Annotated in this window: 10 protein-coding genes; all 10 read right to left on the bottom strand. The window is 61.5% G+C overall.

All coding sequences use genetic code 11. From position 1 onward, the window contains the following. Window positions 1-1,153, bottom strand: a 1,153-nt coding sequence (locus tag H5U38_02905) for a hypothetical protein (GenBank protein MBC7185962.1), incomplete at its 3' end; no start/stop codon positions are given. After that, window positions 1,150-3,093, bottom strand: coding sequence for an SLBB domain-containing protein (locus tag H5U38_02900; protein MBC7185961.1), 1,944 nt, complete (start codon window positions 3,091-3,093; stop codon window positions 1,150-1,152). The genes H5U38_02900 and H5U38_02905, both read right to left, overlap by 4 nt. A gap of 408 nt (window positions 3,094-3,501) precedes the next feature. After that, window positions 3,502-9,417 carry a fibronectin type III domain-containing protein gene (locus H5U38_02895; protein MBC7185960.1) on the bottom strand — a complete coding sequence of 1,972 codons (5,916 nt, stop codon included), beginning with the start codon at window positions 9,415-9,417 and terminating at the stop codon, window positions 3,502-3,504. A 689-nt stretch (window positions 9,418-10,106) separates the two neighbouring features. Continuing rightward, window positions 10,107-10,919: a prolipoprotein diacylglyceryl transferase gene (gene lgt / locus H5U38_02890; protein MBC7185959.1), complete on the bottom strand. Its 813-nt coding sequence runs from the start codon at window positions 10,917-10,919 to the stop codon at window positions 10,107-10,109. Window positions 10,920-10,937: 18 nt separating this feature from the next. Beyond that, window positions 10,938-12,143 (bottom strand): rod shape-determining protein RodA, encoded by a 1,206-nt coding sequence (gene rodA, locus H5U38_02885; GenBank protein MBC7185958.1) that lies wholly within the window; start codon window positions 12,141-12,143, stop codon window positions 10,938-10,940. Window positions 12,144-12,146: 3 nt separating this feature from the next. Then, window positions 12,147-13,958, bottom strand: a complete 1,812-nt coding sequence (gene mrdA / locus H5U38_02880) for a penicillin-binding protein 2 (GenBank protein ID MBC7185957.1) — start codon at window positions 13,956-13,958, stop codon at window positions 12,147-12,149. Further along, entirely contained in the window at window positions 13,959-14,465 is a 507-nt protein-coding gene (gene mreD, locus H5U38_02875; GenBank protein ID MBC7185956.1) for a rod shape-determining protein MreD, read from the bottom strand. It lies immediately after the preceding gene. Next, window positions 14,462-15,274, bottom strand: coding sequence for a rod shape-determining protein MreC (gene mreC, locus H5U38_02870; protein ID MBC7185955.1), 813 nt, complete (start codon window positions 15,272-15,274; stop codon window positions 14,462-14,464). Before mreC ends, mreD begins: the two co-directional genes overlap by 4 nt. A 35-nt stretch (window positions 15,275-15,309) precedes the next feature. After that, entirely contained in the window at window positions 15,310-16,326 is a 1,017-nt protein-coding gene (locus H5U38_02865; GenBank protein MBC7185954.1) for a rod shape-determining protein, read from the bottom strand. 63 nt (window positions 16,327-16,389) lie between these two features. Then, the coding region (gene purH / locus H5U38_02860; protein MBC7185953.1) for a bifunctional phosphoribosylaminoimidazolecarboxamide formyltransferase/IMP cyclohydrolase at window positions 16,390-17,777 on the bottom strand (1,388 nt) is incomplete at its 5' end.

Below are 17,777 nucleotides of genomic sequence, written 5' to 3'. Positions count from 1 at the left end.
TCAGTGGGGCCACCGTGACCCACAGCATGGACAACACGCCCGTGACTACCCCGGCGACAACCATGAGCAGGAGGCGCCTTGGTTTGCTGGGGCGTTCAGGCGGCACCGCCCGGTCCAATTGTTGGACCGTGGGCGTGTCCCGTGCCTCCTGAATCTTGGCCTGATAGTACTGCTGGTTCAGGAGCTCCCAGACGGTCTCCTGGACCTTCACCTCGCGGATGAGCGCCGCGAGCTGGCGCGCCACCTCAGGAAGCTGCGCGATGGGGATGTAGACCTCGGCATTGCGGGCGCTTCCCGAGTCTTCGCCAAATTGCAGTGCATTGTAGCGCGCCTGCATCTCCTCCAACTCGCGCTGGGCCATGACCACCTGGGGGTTATCCGGGCGCATGGTTAGGCGGAGCGTACCCAGCTCCACCTGCTTGGCGATGATACGCCCCTTCAGGTCGCCGGCACTCTCGATGGCCGCCTTGGTCTGCTCCTCCAAGGCGATGGCCTTGTGGGTCTGTTGAAACTCAGCCAGAGCCTGGCTGGCCTCCTGGAGCTTCTGTTCCGTCAAGGCAAGCTGCTGCTCGATGTACACGCGCGAGTTCTTTGCACGTGAGACGCTCTTCTCGCGATTGACGCGGTCCAATGCCTCAACCATGGCGTTGGCCACGTCCGCAGCAAGCTGCGCCTCCGGCATCTCCACCTTGATGGTGATCACTCCCTGTTCGGAAGCGTACACGGTGGTGCACCGTTGCAGGCGAGCCAGACCGGCTTCTGGTGATTTGGCGCGTAGCAGTTTCAGCAGAGGCGCCTGGCGCTTCTTGGTGGCGAAGGTGCGTTGGAGGACCATCTCACGCACCGAGCGACTCTTGAGTATCTCGACAAACAGGGCCGCCGGCGTAGTTGCTTTGGGAAGGCTCAGGGGCACGGCGGGCAGTTCGGCCAACATACCGTGCAGGGCGCTCTGCTGCATCTCCGCCGGCGGTAACAGGGTAGTCACCGCTGTGTAGCGACGAGGCAACAAGAAGCTCAATACGCCCACCGCCAAGCAGGCGACCACGGCATTGCGCACAATGAGCCAGCGCTTTGTCACCAGCCTGCCGACCAGCTCGACAAGATCCAGCTGTCGGCCAACTGAGGGCACCGAATGAAGGGTTTCCGCACTCATCGCCGATTCACGACGTTGTCGAGTACCAGGGCCACCGTGGCAATCTGCGAGGCGACAAGCATGACGTCGCGGAAGAGCGCCCAATAATCCCGCGGGCGGCGCCTCGGCACGTAAATGATGTCGCCCGGCACCAACTGCTTGACATCTTCGTCGTCCAGGACCTCGCCGGTGACCTTGATGACCTTGGTCTTGCGCTTGTTGGCGTCCCAGGCAAAGCCGCCGGCGCGCTTGACGTAGTAGCTCACCTTGGCCCCGGGCACATGTACCACACCGCCAGGCCTGGCCACCCTGCCCGTGACGCCCACCACCACCGGTGCCTTAGGCACCTCGATGATGTCGCCGTCTTCTAGCACGACGTCTTCTCGAGCGTCGTGCTGCACGACCAGCTTGTAAAAGTCGACGACCACCCGGCCAATGTCGCGCAAGTTTTCCTTCATGACCAGATAGTCGTACTCCAGGTCGGTCATCTGGTCGCGGGTCATGGTTTTCAGGCGTTCGTACTCCTTGTCCACCAGAGCCGGGGCGCTCCTGCGAATGAGTCTGGCCTCACGGATCAGCGCCTCGTCGGTAAAGCCCCCGCACTTGGCCATAATCTCTCCAAGCGTGGTGCTGTCCTTGACGATGGCATAGACGCCCGGGTACAAGACCTCGCCGCGCACCTCCACGGTGGGGCCCACCAGCCACTTGGGGATCTCACGGACGAAGACATGGTCGTCTTCCTCCAACAGGAGGTCTTGCGAAGTGTCTCCCTCCAGAAGCAGCCGGCGCAGGTTGACCTTGAGGTAGGTGGGCGGCTGCTTTGGGTCGATCTTGGCGACCTCGGCCTCTAAGAGATCGGCGCTCCGCGTCACATTGCCGGCCTTGAGGATGAGGTCGCTCAAGTGCATGTTATCCTCGAGCAAGTACTGCCCGGGGCGGGTAACTGCACCAGAAATGGTCACCACCCGGTCGTGGATAAGATCCTGCTTGGAGAAGACGCGCACGCGGTCGTTGTTACGCAAGGACAGGGCGCGCACCTGCGCCGTGCTGTCCAGGTTCACGAAGTGGAGGATGCGTTCTCCGTTGGGCAGCAGGCGACTCACCTCCACACGGCTGCGAAGGCCATAATCGGTGAGGCCTCCAGCCAATTCGACGATGTCCGCGAGTGTCTCCTTAAGGTCTGGCCGCAGTTCATAGGCCGCTGGCCTCTTGACCTCGCCCACGACGGCCACGATGGCGGCAGCTATCGGCACGTAGAGGCGGTCGCCGCCCTGCAACAGCAGGTCTTGGGCGGGGTCACGATTGGTGAGCAGTCCGTACAGGTCCACGACGGCAAACAAGGAGTCGTTGCGATAGAGATTGATGGCGCGCAGGGAACCTCGCGGGCTCGGTCCCCCTGCGGCGCACAAGGCGTCAAAGACCGTGTTCAAGGCGGTGAGGGTAAAGCGGCCCGGTTGCTGGACTTCGCCGACCACCGTCACTTGCACCGGTTTCGGCGCGATGAGCATCACCTGCAGGGCAAAGTTCTGGAAGTAGCGCGCCATGACCTTCTGCAGCTGCTGCTGAAGGTCGCGCATGCTCATTCCCTGCACGGTGAGGACGCCTGCAGGGGGAACGTAAATCTTCCCTTCCAAGTTGACCGTGACATCCAGTTCCTTTTGGATCTTGCCCGTGAGGAATATCCCGAGGCGGTCGCCAGGACCCAACGCATAGTTCTCGGGCAGACGACCTGCGGTGGTGGCCAGTTCGCGCGGCGTCCGGAAAAAGTCGTGCCCAAAAAGGCTTAACTCCTGCCCGCCAAGCAAAGAGGGGCCGACCTCAGCTTGCGGCGTCGTGCGCAAGCTCCGCAGGAGTTCCTGATAGGGATAGCTGGCAGGCAAACTGGCGGGTGCAGGTGCCTGCTGCGCGGACCCCAGCGACACTATGCAAACCAGTGCAATGAGCGCGGTGACGGTTCTCATTCTTGCCTTGGTTTCAATTGGAGTGCCTGGCGCTGCCATGTCGCAGGCAGACGCGTGGAGCACATTCGGAGGAGTCCTTTCCCAGGCCGGGGTAATATACAGAAATATAGGCAGCCAGTCAACGCATTTTTTTGTGGCCTGCCATGGTGGCCTCAGCGATAGAGCCACTCCTTGCCCACCCGCGAGCCGCCTCTTGCTCGCCGGCTGGGTCGCCCGGCGGCAGGCCGCCTACGGGGTCAACCACCGTTTCCTCGCTGGCGGCCGTCGGGTAGAGAGGGGCGAGAGGCCGCCTACCCCGCGCGTGGGAGGAAGGGAGAGCAGAAGTCCGGGGGGCGCCCCAGAAGCCAAAGGCCAGTAGGGCTGCACACCCTCCTGGCCTTGGCTGGTGCGGGTAAAGGGACGACGGGGCTATTTCATGTACATCAGCTTAATGGTTGCCGCAAAGTCCACAATCTCCACCATCACGCCATTCCGTTCCGCTTGGTTGCGGCATTCGATGCGACACAGATAGAGGCCGGTCGCCACGGGGAAGCCCTCGTCGTCCACCGCGTTCCAGTAAGCCCGGTAGTAGCCTGGCTCGCGCTCCCCCTCAAACAGGGTCTTGACCCTTCGCCCCAGCAGGTTGTAGACGACCACTTTCACCTTGGCCGCCCGTGGAAGCTGGTAGCGGATCTCTGTATCTGGATTGAACGGATTGGGAAAATTCTGCTGCAAGGCATATTGCCGCGGCACGCCGCCCGAGGCAAAATCGTCCGCGCCCTCTGCCTCGTGGCCGCTGCCGCCGGTGTCGCGTCCGGAGGTGGCATCCGTCTGCACAATTACCAAGTACATGCTCCGGGGCTCCACTGCCCCTGCGGCCATGTTCGCACCCAGGGCAATCACCCCCTTCTTGAAGCGCTGCACCCACAGGTCAAGTCGCTTCGCTCCGTCGGTGACGCCAATGAACTGGTTGGTCCTGGTGAAGTGCTTCGTCAGCCAGCTGGGGAACGTGGTGGCCCTGCTATCATAGGCCACCGTGACTACTACGTCGCGATCGACCTCGAAGCGCAGGAACTCCGATTCGGTGCGCCCCTTGTCCCCGTTGGCCATCTTGAGCATGAGTGCACCGTCCATTTCAGTCGGGAAGGAGGTTATGAAATAGTGACGGTCCACGTAGTACTCTTTGCCAAGCCCGACGAAGGACTTTTCGCACTCGTTGGTGCTGAGGATGGCCACTGTCAGCGCGGGTAGATAGGAGTAGGAAAAAGTCGTGAAAGGCCTGATGGCCTGCGGTATCGCCGCCCTGTCCTTGACGTTCGACAACGTGAGAGTGTACGTGCGCCCAGGAGCATGCGGCGTGGTGACCAGGAATACGCTGAGGCCATCGCTCGAAGGTTCAGCACGAATCACCAGGATTCCGTTGTCCACGCTGTAGTTGCGGTGGTCGCCGGCGGTAACCGGATCGACTTGGGTGGTGAACGTCACTCTTAGGAGAGTCTCCTCCACCACTTCCACCTGCGCCACGGCGAGCGTCTTGCGCTCTAGCGGGTCATAGGTGTAGAGGTACGGGCTGTTTGCCGCAATCTGATTGGGCACCGCGGCTCTGTCGCGCACATTGCTGACCATCAGGATGTACAGCTTGCCCGGGGTGTGGGCAGAGGTGACCAGACGCACGGTCCGTCCCGTACCATCCAAGGTGGCGGCGGTGACCTGGACACCTCCGCTGATGCGATAGTTACTGAGCGTTTCGGCGGACTGCCGCTCCAGCTCTTTGCTAAAGGATACATCCAGGTGAGTTTCGTCCTGTACATTAACCCCGGTAATCACCGGCGCAGTCAAGTCCGCCGGGGTGAACACGTAGGAGTACGGCGTGTTGCCGGCGATGGCGTTCGGCACTGGCGCCCGATCCCGCACGCCACTCACCAAGAGGATGTAGATCTTGCCCGGCTCATGCTGCGTGGTGGTGAGCAGTACAGTAGTGGGACTTTCCAGGGTCGCGCCGAGTACGTTCACGCCGTAGTTCAGGCGGTAGTTGCTCGTCTGCACCGCGGTCAGCTCGTCCACCGGTTCGCTGAACACGACGCTCACATGGGTGGCATCGCGTGGCGAAGCCATGACGATAGTGGGTGCCGTTCTGTCCTCCTGGTGATAGGTGTACGCATAGGAGCTATTCGGGGAAATCAAATTGGCTGGGCGACAGGTATCGGCCACGTTGCTCACCATGAGGACGTACACCAAGTCCGGCTGATGAGTTGTCGTGCTCAGGTGAACGAGCGCCCCCGAGGGGTCCAGGCTGGCAGCCAAGACCGTTACACCGCTGCTGATGGTGTAGTGGGCCACGTTCGTCGCCGAGTTCTGGTCAAGAGGTTTGCTGAAGAAGACCTGCAGCGAATTGGCATCGGCCGCCTGCACAGCAGTGATGGTGGGAGGCGTCGTGTCTGCCGGCCGGAAGGTGAAGGCATAGGGGCTGTTCTGCCGAATGCGATTTGGGGGAAGCGCCCGGTCGGTGACGTTGCTCACCAACAGGATATAGACCTGTCCCGGCACACACGCCGTCGTGGTCAAATGCACCGTCACCCCGTTGGGGTCGAGCGCCGCGCTTTGCACCGCAAGACCGGTGATCTGATAGTTGGTCACATCTTCGGCGGAAGAGCGCTCCACCGCTTCGCTGAACTGCACGTCCAAGTGCGATTGATCAAGCGGCGTCACCTTGACAATGGTGGGCTCCGTCTGATCGGCGGGGGTGAAGACGTAGGAGTAGGGACTGTTGGCCACAATGGCGTTTCTTGCGGGAGACACATCGGTGATGTTGCTCACCATGAGGATGTGCACCACGGAAGGTGCATGTTCCGTGGTCGTCAGAGTGACGGTGGTAGATGAGCTGTCGAGCTGAGCAGCCACCACCTGAACGCCATGGCTGATGACGTAGTTGCTGATGGTTTCCGCCCCGGTACGTTCCACAGGCTCGCTGAAGAGCACGCTGAGCTCCGTCGCGCTCCGCACGGTGACCAGGCGGATGGTGGGCCCACTGCGGTCAGGGGGGGTGTAGGTGTAAGTGTACGAGGTGTTGGGCGCAATGACGTTAGGATAGGGCGCCGTGTCGGCGATCCCGCGCAGGAGCAGGATGTAGATGCGGTCCGGCACATGCGGCGACGTGGTCAGGTGCACCACTCGCCCGTCTGGGGAGAGTACTGCCCCCAGCACTTGCACGCCATTGTTGATGGTGTAATTGCTGGCAGTCTGCGCGGAGGTTGGCTCCAACGCCTCGCTGAATTCGACGTCCAGCCGGGAGGCATCGACCACGCGCACCGCCACCACAAATGGCGCCTCCTGGTCGTCAGGATGATAGGTGTAGAGGCACGGTGTATTGGGGGCGATGGTGGTCGGCACCACTTCTCGGTCCTTGATGCCGTTAACAAGCAGGATGTACAGAGTGTTGGGCACATGCGGCGAAGTCCGCAGACGAACCACATTACCCAAGCCCTGGAGGGTGGCACTGTATACCGTCACCCCGTTGCTGATCGAGTAGTTTTCGACCAGCTCTGCCTGTGTTTGGTCCACCGGTTTGTTGAACGTCACCTCGAGCGTCTGGCTGTCGAGCAGACGTGCAGAAGAGATCGTCGGCGCCACCACTGCCGGAGGTTCGTAGGTGTACGAGTACGACGAATTCTGGGCAATGACATTAGGCGGCACGGCAAGGTCGGAGATGCCGTTCACGACGAGGACGTACAGCCGGTTCGGGGTGTGTGCAGAGGTGGTGAGGCGCACCAACTGCCCAGAGGCGTCCAGTTCGGCGGCCGTCACCTGGGTGCTGTTGTTGATCCGGTAGCTTGACGGGTTTTCCGCTTCCCTGCGGGCCACCGGCTCGCTGAAGAGCACCTCTATTTGCGTCAAGCTGACTGCCCGCACCAAGACAAGCGTCGGCGGCGTCTCATCAGGCGCACGATAGACGTAGGTGAAGGGACTGTTGGGCGCAATGGTATTCGGCGGCACTGCCCGGTCGCGCACGTTGCTCACCAGGAGGACGTGCACCCGCCCCGGCTCGTGAAGCGTCGTCTCAAGGCGTACGACCCGGCCGCTGGTGTCAAGCGTGGCACTGCGCACCTGCACGCCGTTGTCGATCTGGTAGTTGCTCACCGTCTCTGCCGAGCTCTGCTCCACCGGCTTGCTAAAAGTCAGCTCCAGAGTGCTGGCGTCCAACAAACGGGCTCCCGCTAAGGTGGGGGGAGTACGGTCACCTGGCGAAAGCGCATAGGCATACGGTGAATTCGGCGCGATGGCGTTCGGCGGGGTGGCGCAGTCGGTCACGTTGCTCACGGAGAGCAAATAGACCTTCCCGAACTCATGCGGCGACGTGGTGAGGCGCACCACCCGCGCAGAGTTGTCCAGCTGTGCTCGCTCTACGGTGACGCCGTCGTTGATGAGGTAGTTACCGGTGCGCTCGGCCGACTCTCTTTCTACTTCCTCGCTGAAGCGAACATCCAGCGTTCTTTCGTCCACAACGGTGACCGAGACCAGCACGGGCGGCACCTCGTCCATGGGCTGCACGAGGTACGAATAGGGACTGTTAGGCAAAATGGCATTCGGTGGATTGGCCACATCGGTGACGTTGCTGACCATGAGGATATAGATCTGGTTGGTCGCGTGCGGCGTAGTAGTCAGGCGTACTGCGTGCCCGGAGGCTGTGCGGCGCGCCGCCAGCACCGTCACGCCGTTGCTGATGGAGTAGTTCCCCACTTCCTCCGCACTGGTGCTGTCCACCCGTTCGCTGAAAGAGACCTCCAATTGAGTCGGGCTGAGGACGGTCACCATGACAATGGTGGGACCGGTGAGGTCCTGAGGGGCGTAGACGTAAGTGATAGAACTGTTGGCGGCGATGACATTGGGCGGCGAGGCCCGGTCTGCCACGTTGTTGACCGTCACGATGTACGTGGCCGTCGACACATGTGGCGAGGTTTCCAGCAGCACCGTCCTGCCATCTGGAAGCAGCACTGCGGAACGCACGCCGATGCCATTGTTGATGACATAGTTGTACGCCAGCTCAGCACTGAGCTGTTGCACCGGCTCGCTGAAGCTGATGAGCAAATGCGTGGCATCCAGCAAGGAAGCCGCCAGGAGCGTAGGCGCCTCAATATCCCCGGGATCGAAGAAGTAGCCGTAAGAGCTGTTCGGGCTTATGGGATTCGGCTGCCTGGCACGGTCTTGCACATTGTTGACGGTCAGGACGTAAGGGACGCCTGGACTATGCGGCGTGGTGCTCAATACGACCACGCAACCCGAGGTATCCAGCGTAGCGGAGTGCACCACCACCCCGTTGCTGATAGCATAATTTGCCGGCGTCTGGGCGGACGTGGGGTCCAGCGGTTCGTCGAACCTGACAAGGACTTGCGTGGCTTCGGGGAGGGTCACCGTGAGAATGCGCGGGCCCTGCGTGTCACCAGGGTCATAGGTGTAGAACACGGTGGAATTGGGGACGATAAAGTTCGGCGTCGGAGCCCGGTCGATGATGTTGTTCACCGTTAGAACATAGACCACGCCTGCGCTGTGGGAAGATGTGTGCAGGGTGACCCTCTCCCCCGAGGCGCTGAGCGTGGCGGCAGAAATGCGGATGCCGTTGTTGATGGCATAATTGGCGATGTTCTCGGCCACTCTGCTATCCACCGGTTCGCTAAACTGCACCTCGAGGGTGGTGGCGTCTAGAAGGGTGGCTGCCACAAGTTGGGGCGGCGTGATGTCCTGATACTCGCATCTGTACTGAAGGGTGCTGTTGGGTCGGATCACGTTGGCGGGGGTTGCGCAATCGGCTACCCCGCTCACCGTTAACGCATAGCTTCGCCCGTTGGTGTGTGGAGAGGTGGTGAGAAGGACGACCTTCGGGTCAGCGGTGAGCGTGGCCCTCGTGACTGTCACGCCGCCATCAATGCGGTAGTTGTTGGGCTCCTCAGCCGAACGGGTCGCTACCGGCTCTGAGAAGGTAACCAGCAGCTCGGTGGCGGTCCTCACGGTGGCCGAGACGAGCGTGGGCGGTGTCTGGTCCAGCGTGGTGGCGTAGACCTCGTCCGACGGCTCGCTCTCGTTGCCTGCCGAGTCGTAGGCGGTGACTACGAAGTAGTAGCGCGTGGCCGGCTGTAGCCCGTCAACGACTGCAACTGTGGTGAGGTTGACGTCTATGACCTCAGAGTAATGTCCCGAGGTAGTGCCATAATAGACCTTGTACCCGGCCAGGTCCGGCTCGGAGTTCGGGTTCCACCGTACGGTGATCGACTCCGCTGCCAACCTGCTTACGAAGGTAAGCCCCCACACAAGAAGGGCTCCTCTGGCAATGGCCATATCTCTCGCTTTCATGTCACGACCCTCCGTCAATCCTTCCATGGAATGTAGCCCCACGCGCGTGTCCACAAGCATCGTGCCAGCGAAGTGAGGGCGCGGTAGCGACAGCGGAATCAAAGAGTTACGAGAGCACCATAGATGCCGTTTGGAAGGGACTTGTTACAAAACTGGTGGAGGGAAAGGTGGAGCACTTGCGGATTCGTAATTCGAGGCTATTCCCCGCGCGTGCTAAGCCACCGTGCCATGGGAAGGCAGGAGGGATGGAGTGCGGGTGGGGAGGCCCATGCAAGTCAAGCCAGAGAAACAGGCCGAGTGTCTACGATACTGCGCAGGGCGGGGGGAGGCCAGAAGATCAGGGATGTGAAAGGACGCGTAGCGCGGAGGCGCCTGCGCCTCCTCCCCGCTATCGCGCCGATCAATCTTTCAATCTTCTGTTAGTACGCGGCAGTTGCGAGCTTGCCCCACTGGCAACTGCCGCGTTGTCCTTGCAGCATTAGGCTGTAGAACTGGCCCATCCGCGGGGCTCGCGTCTGGTGGTGTTCTCCGGGAGGGGCACAAGCCATGGTTCCGGGAGGACAGATGCTGGCCGGCGGACTGTATCAGCACTTACCTGGGCAAGGGCGCGAGCAACCTCTCTTTGAACGCGGGCCCCAGATTCTTTCGACCAGGCCGTTTCCTTCCAGAATCTGTTTCAGTTCGCTTCTTTAGGCCGCTGTTGCCCGAAGCCTCCTCCACCCAAGAACCAACCCAATGATCCCGGCGGCCAGCATCAACAGGCTGATCCCTTGGTTCATGGAGATCGTCACAGAGCCGAGGCGGACAAGGACCATGCTCGGCTCATAGTACCGGACAAAGTCCACGAGAAAACGCCCGATGCCATAAAAGACGAGAAAGAAGTAGAACAAATACCCGTCGAAGCGGCGATGGCGATCCAGCGCGAGCAAAGCGCCAAACATGACGAGGCCGCCGAGCGAAGAATAGAGTTGCGTGGGGTGGATCGGCACCGGGCCATAGTGGTAGTGCGCCGGACTCCCATATGGAAAACTCACCGCCCAGGGCAGGTGGCAGGGCACGCCGAAACAACATCCGTTGAGAAAACAGCCGATGCGCGTCAAGAAAATCCCCAGCCCCAATGATGGCGCCACCACGTCGGCAACGCGCAGGAAGGAGAGGTTTTTCAGCCGCAGGTAGATGTAGCTGGTGAGGATGGCGAGGATCACCCCACCCAGGAGGGTGAGGCCGCCGATGCCCACCTGGCCGGTGCTCTGAAATGGGTTAAAGGTGTCGGTCCAGTGGCCGCGGAACTCGTCCAGGTGAAAGGCCACATAAAACAGCCGCGCGCCCACGATGGCGCTCACCGCGACCAGCACGCCGAGGTCCATGATGCGGTTGGGGTCGATGCCCAGTCGCTTGGCGCGCCGGGCAGCCAACAGAATGCCCAGCACAAACGAAATGGCCAACATGAGGCCGTACGCGTGAATCTCCAACGGGCCGAGTTTGAAGAGAACTGGATGCATGGTTGACTCCCTGCTTGGTCAATAATCCAGGCGATGGAGCGAGCCGTTCAACATGAAACCCACCAAAATGGCGAACGTCCAGAGCGATGAGCCACCATAGCTCACGAAGGGCAACGGCAAGCCGGTAACCGGCATTATGCCCAAGGTTACCCCGATGTTGATGACGACATGGAGCGCGATGACCGTCACGGCGCCTGCTACTACCAGGCTGGTGAACTGGTTTCTGGCCGTGGCGGCGATACGCAGCGCTCGGAACAGCAACACGAAGAACAAGGTCAACACGAACAGCGACCCTACGAAGCCAAACTCCTCGCCGATGACGGAGAAGATAAAGTCGGTATGTTGCTCAGGCAGAAAGCGGAGCTGCGTCTGGGAACCTTGCATAAACCCTTTGCCGAAAAGACCACCAGAGCCAATTGCTACCTTCGACTGGATGACCTGGTAGCTTACCCCATGCGGGTCTGTTTTGAGGCCAAGAAAGGCGAGGATGCGATTCTGCTGATAGGGCGCCAACCTGTTGTAGAGCGCCGGCGCCAACACGCCCACGCCCAGGTTAAGAAGCAGGTTGAAGACAAGCACGCGGCGACCTCGGCGGGAAAAGTAGAGCAAAGCTGCCAGCCCGAGCATTGCCAGGAAGAAAGTCATGAACTTGAACGAGGCTAAGGCAGTGACGGCCGGAGCCACAATGAGGAAAAGAGTGAACCCTCTGAGCCCAGCCCAGTAGAGAAGGGGGAGCAGTGACCCCAAGAACACCAAAGCGGTGCCAAGGTCTGGTTGTTTCAGCACCAGGAGAGTTGGCACTGCCACGATCGCCGCGGCAGTCAAGATGTCCTTGGCGCTATTGACGTCGGTACGGCGGCCGGTGAGGAAGCGGGCCAGCGCTATGACGACGCCGACCTTGGCAAATTCTGCAGGCTGCAGGCGCGCCGGACCAAGGGCGAACCAACGGGCATTTGCCCCCTTTCCGACGAAAAGAACCGCCACCAGCATGACCAGGACGGCGCCATAGAGGACGTAGGCAAACCGCTCGATCGTGCGAAATGGGACTATCGTCGCGATGCCGGCGACCACCAGGCCGCTCACCGCCCAGATCGCCTGCCGGGTGAGGCTGCCCCGCAAAAAGGGCGATTCGTGGTGGGCGGTGGCGCTGTAGATGGCGAGCAGGCCGATGGCCATCAGCAGCACCATGCACGCGAGTATGGGTGTGTCCAGGCGGCTGACCATGAGCTACCGGTCCTCCTCCACCACGCGGGCAGCAATTGGCGGTGCTTGCGGCGAGTGCTTCTGGAAATAGACTTCCAGCACCCTCCTGGCAACTGGGGCGGCAACCGCGCCGCCTTTGCCGCCGTTCTCCACAAAGACGGCAAAGGCCACCTCCGGACTGGAAAACGGCGCAAAGCCGATGAACCACGCATGGTCTTCGCCGTGCGGATTCTGGGCGGTACCCGTCTTGCCCGCCACCTCTACGTTGGGCAGGCGGCATGCAGCTCCAGTGCCTCTTTCGCCCTGGACCACACGCCACATGCCTTGCTTGAGGACGGCGTAAGTTTCCGGCGACACCCCCTCGACGTGGTGTTGCTCTACGTTCACCCACTTGACACTGCGGTTAGCCGGTTCCACTGTGCCTCGCACCAGATGAGGCCGATAATAGACCCCTTCGTTGGCGATGGCCATGGCCAGTTGCGCCATTTGTAGAGGTGTCACCAACAGGTCGCCTTGCCCCACAGCCAGGTTCAGCATCATGCCACGCGTCCAGGCATCTTTGCCGTAGCGGGCATCGAGGAACGCCCGATCGGGCAGATTGCCAGGGCTCTCATTAGGCAGATCGATCCCTGTGGGCTGGCCAAATCCAAAGTTTTTTGCACAGCGCGCCCAGGTATCGATGTCCACATGCAGGCCGACGTTGTAGAAGTAGACGTTGCATGACCGCTCAATCGCCTCGATCATCTGCAGGCGGCCGTGTCCCTGCTTCTTCCAGCAGTCGAAAGTGTGGGTGCCCAGGCGGGTGAAACCACCGCAGGTCACGGAAAAGTCCTTGGTGAGCGCGCCGCTTTCCAGGGCGGCAGCGGCGATGACCAGCTTGAAGGTGGACCCCGCCGGAAAGGCTCCTTGAATCACACGGTCAAACAGCGGCTTGTCCGGGTCGTTGAGCACAGCTGTCCAGGCCTGGGGGCTGAGCATGCCGGATAGCGCCTCCAAATCAAAGCCTGGGAAGCTGGCGATGGCAAGCACCTCGCCGTTGCGGCAATTCAAGAAAACGGCGCCACCCTTTTTGCCCGCCATGGCCTCGACCAAGCGAGCTTGCATATCCGCGTCCAGACCGGTGAGAAGGCTCTGACCCTCACGTGGCGGCGTAGGCGCAGGCTTGTCCAAGGCGCGGATCTCGCGTCCGACGGCGTCCACTTCCAGGTAGAGATAGCCTTTTTGCCCGCGCAAAAGAGGTTCATACTGCTTTTCCAGCCCCTTCTTGCCAAGCAGGTCACCCATCTGGTAGCCTGCATCGCGCAACGTGGTCAATTCAGCGGGAGAGATTTCTCCCAAATAGCCAAACGCATGGGGCGCCAACGGACCAAGCGGGTAGGCACGCCGGGGCTCCACTTCGAAGATCACCCCCGGGAGGTCCAAACGGTGTTCCTCGAGGCGGGCCAAGGCCAGGTCGCTGATGTGGTGGCTGACTTTGGTGGGAGTAAACGTGCCCCACTTGTTGCGTTGGATGCGTGTGACAAGCTCTTCACGTGACAGGCCAAGGATCTCCCCGAGCAGTGCGAGCACGGAGTCGCGGCCGGTTACCTCATAAGGGATCACTGAAACCGAGTATGCTGGGCGGTTCTCTACGAGGACGGTGCCGTTCACGTCGTAAATTACGCCGCGGGTGGCCTCCAAGGGAACGGCGCGAATGCGGTTGCGTTCGGCCTCGCGCGTGTAGCGTTCTGCCGACAGCACCTGGAGCTGGAAGAGCCGCAGCGCGATCACGCCGAACGCGACGTAGAGCCCGACTTTGAACAGAAAACGGTTGTGCTCGACATTCGCTGCCTGCATCTACACACGCCCCCCGAACAGACTTGTCGAGCGCGCTCGCCAGACCTTCTGTGGAAGCAGTACGAACACCAGCATGCCCAGAGCTAAGCTGTAAACGGCGCGCGGCAGCGTCCACCGGAGGAGCACAAAGCCCAAGTGGGTCCCGGGCGCGAGCGCCTGCACAATTGCCATGATGAGCTCATGCACCGACACACACACGAGCAGCACCAGGAGAGAGGCGTTCCTGCGAAGACTTACGGTGTAGCCATGCCACAGGCCGGCGATGAAGCCCACGATCGTATTGCTCAGAGCAGAGGGCCCCACCAGCGTGGCGGTGACCAGGTCGATCGCCAAGCCGGCGAGAAAGCCGAAGACCATCCCGGGAACCTGTCCGCTGCGCAACCCCACCACGACGGTCGCCAGCAGAAGCAGGTCCGGGGCAACGCCCATGACACTGGCGAAACGGAGTACTCCGACCTGGAGCACCACGCCTGCAAGGAGAAGCACGATGTAGGACAGATATCTCATGGCTTCAGCGCTTGGCTCGCTTCGGCAGGAGAACGGACGACCAGCAGTTCCTCCAGACGGCTGAAATCGGCAGCAGGAAGCAAGGAGATGGTCATGAAGAGGCCAGGGGCCTCCTCGGAGACGGCACTGACCGTGCCGATTTTCAACCCCGCGGGGAACATGGGAGTCAGCCCAGAAGTGACAACCACGTCCCCCACGCGGACGTCAGCCCGTTTGGGCACTTGCTCCAGGAGGAACAAGTTCGCATGGACACTGCGCACGATGCCGGTCACCCGGCTGCGCTGCACCCGGGCGCTCACCCGTGCGTTGCGGTCGGTGAGCAACTGAGCCAACGACTGGTCGCGCCCAACAGTGTACAGCTTGCCAACCAGGCCTTCGGCGCAGACCACCGGCATGTTCTTGCGCAGCCCCTTGCCACTGCCTACGTCCAGGATAACGCAGTTGACAAAGCCCTGCGTGGAGGTGCCGATCACCCGCGCCGGCACATAATCGAGCGGCGCTTGAGTGGTGAATCCCAGCAGGGCTCGCAGCCTTTCGTTCTCGGCCCTGGCCTCGGCAAGAATGGCATTGTCCAGCACCAACTGCGCGTTGATGCGCCGCAACTCGGTGTTTTCTCTGCCAAGCTTTACCCACTGCTCTATGGCCGCCACGGGTCGCGCGGCCTTGGCCACAATGGCCAGTACCGCCAAACGGGGGCCATCCATGGACGTGCGGGTGCTGGAGGTGGTCAAGGCCACGGCCAAGAACACCAGCAGCGCCAGGATGGTGTACTCGCGCGGTGGCAAAAGAGTGGGTAGACGACGCCGCATCAGTTTCCAATCGCTTTAGAGGGATGAAACAGGGGTCAATAGCGTTTGGCCCGGCTGAGAACTTTCTCGTAGCGGGGCAGGTCCTCAAGAATCTTGCTGGTGCCACGCACCACACAGGTCATGGGGTCCTCGGCCACGATAACCGGCAGATTTGTCTCCTGGCGCAGACGTTCATCCAGCCCCTTCAGCAGAGCACCACCTCCGGAGATGATGATGCCGCGGTCCACCAGGTCGGCTGCCAGTTCGGGTGGCGTTTGGTCCAGGCACTTCTTGGTCGACTCAACGATGAGCGTCACCGCCTCGGCCAGGGCTTCCTGCACCTCCGCTCCTTTCGCCTCGACCGTCTTGGGAATGCCACTCACCAAGTCGCGCCCCTTAACGGTCAACGAGCCGCGTTCATCGTACGGAGCCGCCGAGCCGATGGTGCATTTGATGTACTCGGCGGTGTTCTCCCCGAGCAGCAGATTGTAGTTCTTCTTGTAGTACTGGATGATGGCCTCGGTCATTTCGTCGCCGGCAACGCGGATGGAAACCGAGCTCACGATGCCATTCATGGCGATTACGGCCATCTCGGTGGTACCTCCGCCGATGTCGATGATCATACTCCCGACTGCATCCTCGACCGGCAGACCGACGCCGATGGCCGCCGCCATTGGTTCCTCGATGAGAAAGACCTGCCGGGCGCCGGCTTGTTCGGCCGAGTCGCGCACTGCTCTCCTTTCCACCTCGGTGACTCCTGACGGCACGCAGATCGCCATGCGCGGCCGCGAGAGAAGGGTGGACTGCGCCTTGCGGATGAAGTAGCGAATCATCTGCTCGGCCAGTTCAAAGTCGGCGATCACACCGTCGCGCAAAGGCCGCACCGTGACGATTTCCCGTGGGGTGCGCCCGACCATCTCCTTGGCAGCGGCGCCGAAGGCGACTATTTCCTGATCGTCCCTGCGTACCGCCACCACCGAGGGCTCGTTGACCACTATCCCTCGCCCCTTGACCGCGACCAGCGTGTTGGCCGTGCCGAGGTCAATGGCAATGTCACTTGAGAAGAGTCCCATGTCGATATCGATCCCTGTTTGGTTCTCTGCTGCAACTCTCCGTCTGTACCATCTCGTCGCTCATCAGTGGCGGAAGTGACGCACGCCGGTGAAGACCATAGCCATGCCGTGCTCATCAGCGGCGGCGATGACCTCCTCGTCCCGCACCGAACCGCCCGGTTGGATGATGGCTGTCGCGCCGGCCTCCGCCGCTGCGTCTACCCCGTCGCGGAAAGGGAAGAAGGCATCGGAAGCCACCGCAGAGCCTTGCAGATCCAAGCCCGCCGCTTTGGCCTTCATCACCGCCAGGCGGGAGGAGTCAACCCGCGACATCTGCCCGGCGCCGATCCCCAGCGTGCGGTCGGTGCCGACAAAAATCACGGCGTTGGATTTGACCCACTTGACCACCTTCCAGCCAAAGCGCAGCGCCTGCCACTCTGCCTCGGTGGGGGCGCGTTTGGTGACCACCTTGAACGCGGCTGGCGGCTCCTGATCCTGGTCCTGCACCAAATAACCGCCGGCGATTGTCTTGATGTCGAAGCCGTTGCTGCTCCTATCGCCCAGCTCCCCTAAGGCGAGCAGACGGAGGTTTTTCTTCTTGCCGAGAACTTCGAGCGCCGCAGGCTCGAATGACGGCGCCAAAACCACCTCCAGGAACAGTTGAGAAAGCTCTTCGGCAAGGTCCCTCCTCACCGGCCGATTGACGGCGACAATCCCGCCGAAGGCAGAGACCGGATCCGTGGCCAGGGCCTTGCGATAGGCGGCCAGGACCTCCTCGGCCACTGCTGCGCCACATGGGTTGTTGTGCTTGAGGATAACGGCACACGGTTCCTCGAACTCCAGCAGGAGGCCCAAGGCAGCGTGGGCATCGAGGTAGTTGTTGAAGGAGAGCTGCTTGCCCTGCAACTGTTGGGCTCCCAGCAGGCCGGCGGCGTGTGCCCCGTGCCTGGCGTAGAGGGCCGCTCGCTGGTGGGGATTCTCGCCATAGCGCAGCTCGGCCACCTTGTCCAGGCACGCCCACAACCGCGCGGGCATGGCCTCCTGGCCTTCGTCAAGGGAACGCACGTAACTCTCGATTGCGGCGTCGTAGCGGCTGGTGAGGGCGAATGCCTCTGCTGCCAGCCGACGGCGTGAGTCATCCGAAAGAGCGCCGCCTTTGGCGCGAAGCTCTTCCAGCACCCAGCCGTACTGGTCGGGACGGGTGACCACGGCCACGTGGGCAAAGTTCTTTGCCGCAGCACGGATCATGGTAGGCCCGCCGATGTCGATGTTCTCCGTGGCCTCTGCGACGGTCACTCCCGGCCGCGCAACGGTGCTTTCGAAGGGATAGAGGTTGACCACCACGAGGTCTATGGGAACGATGCCATGCTCCTGAAGCTCGGCCATGTGCTGCGGGTCGCTGCGCACCGCCAGAATGCCCCCGAGAATCAGAGGGTGCAGCGTCTTCACGCGACCAGAGAGCATCTCCGGGA

The sequence above is a fragment of the Calditrichota bacterium genome (assembly GCA_014359355.1).
GTDB lineage: Bacteria > Zhuqueibacterota > Zhuqueibacteria > JANLFK01 > Oleimicrobiaceae > Oleimicrobium.
Note: the sequence above shows the minus strand (reverse complement) of the source record. Positions and strands in the feature narration are given on the sequence as shown.

Excerpts from the sequence above, each read along its gene's own strand:
- H5U38_02900 (MBC7185961.1), bottom strand. The coding sequence starts at position 3,093 with ATGAGAACCGTCACCGCGCTCATTGCACTGGTTTGCATAGTGTCGCTG.
- H5U38_02895 (MBC7185960.1), bottom strand. The coding sequence starts at position 9,417 with ATGAAAGCGAGAGATATGGCCATTGCCAGAGGAGCCCTTCTTGTGTGG.
- lgt (MBC7185959.1), bottom strand. The coding sequence starts at position 10,919 with ATGCATCCAGTTCTCTTCAAACTCGGCCCGTTGGAGATTCACGCGTAC.
- rodA (MBC7185958.1), bottom strand. The coding sequence starts at position 12,143 with ATGGTCAGCCGCCTGGACACACCCATACTCGCGTGCATGGTGCTGCTG.
- mrdA (MBC7185957.1), bottom strand. The coding sequence starts at position 13,958 with ATGCAGGCAGCGAATGTCGAGCACAACCGTTTTCTGTTCAAAGTCGGG.
- mreD (MBC7185956.1), bottom strand. The coding sequence starts at position 14,465 with ATGAGATATCTGTCCTACATCGTGCTTCTCCTTGCAGGCGTGGTGCTC.
- mreC (MBC7185955.1), bottom strand. The coding sequence starts at position 15,274 with ATGCGGCGTCGTCTACCCACTCTTTTGCCACCGCGCGAGTACACCATC.
- H5U38_02865 (MBC7185954.1), bottom strand. The coding sequence starts at position 16,326 with ATGGGACTCTTCTCAAGTGACATTGCCATTGACCTCGGCACGGCCAAC.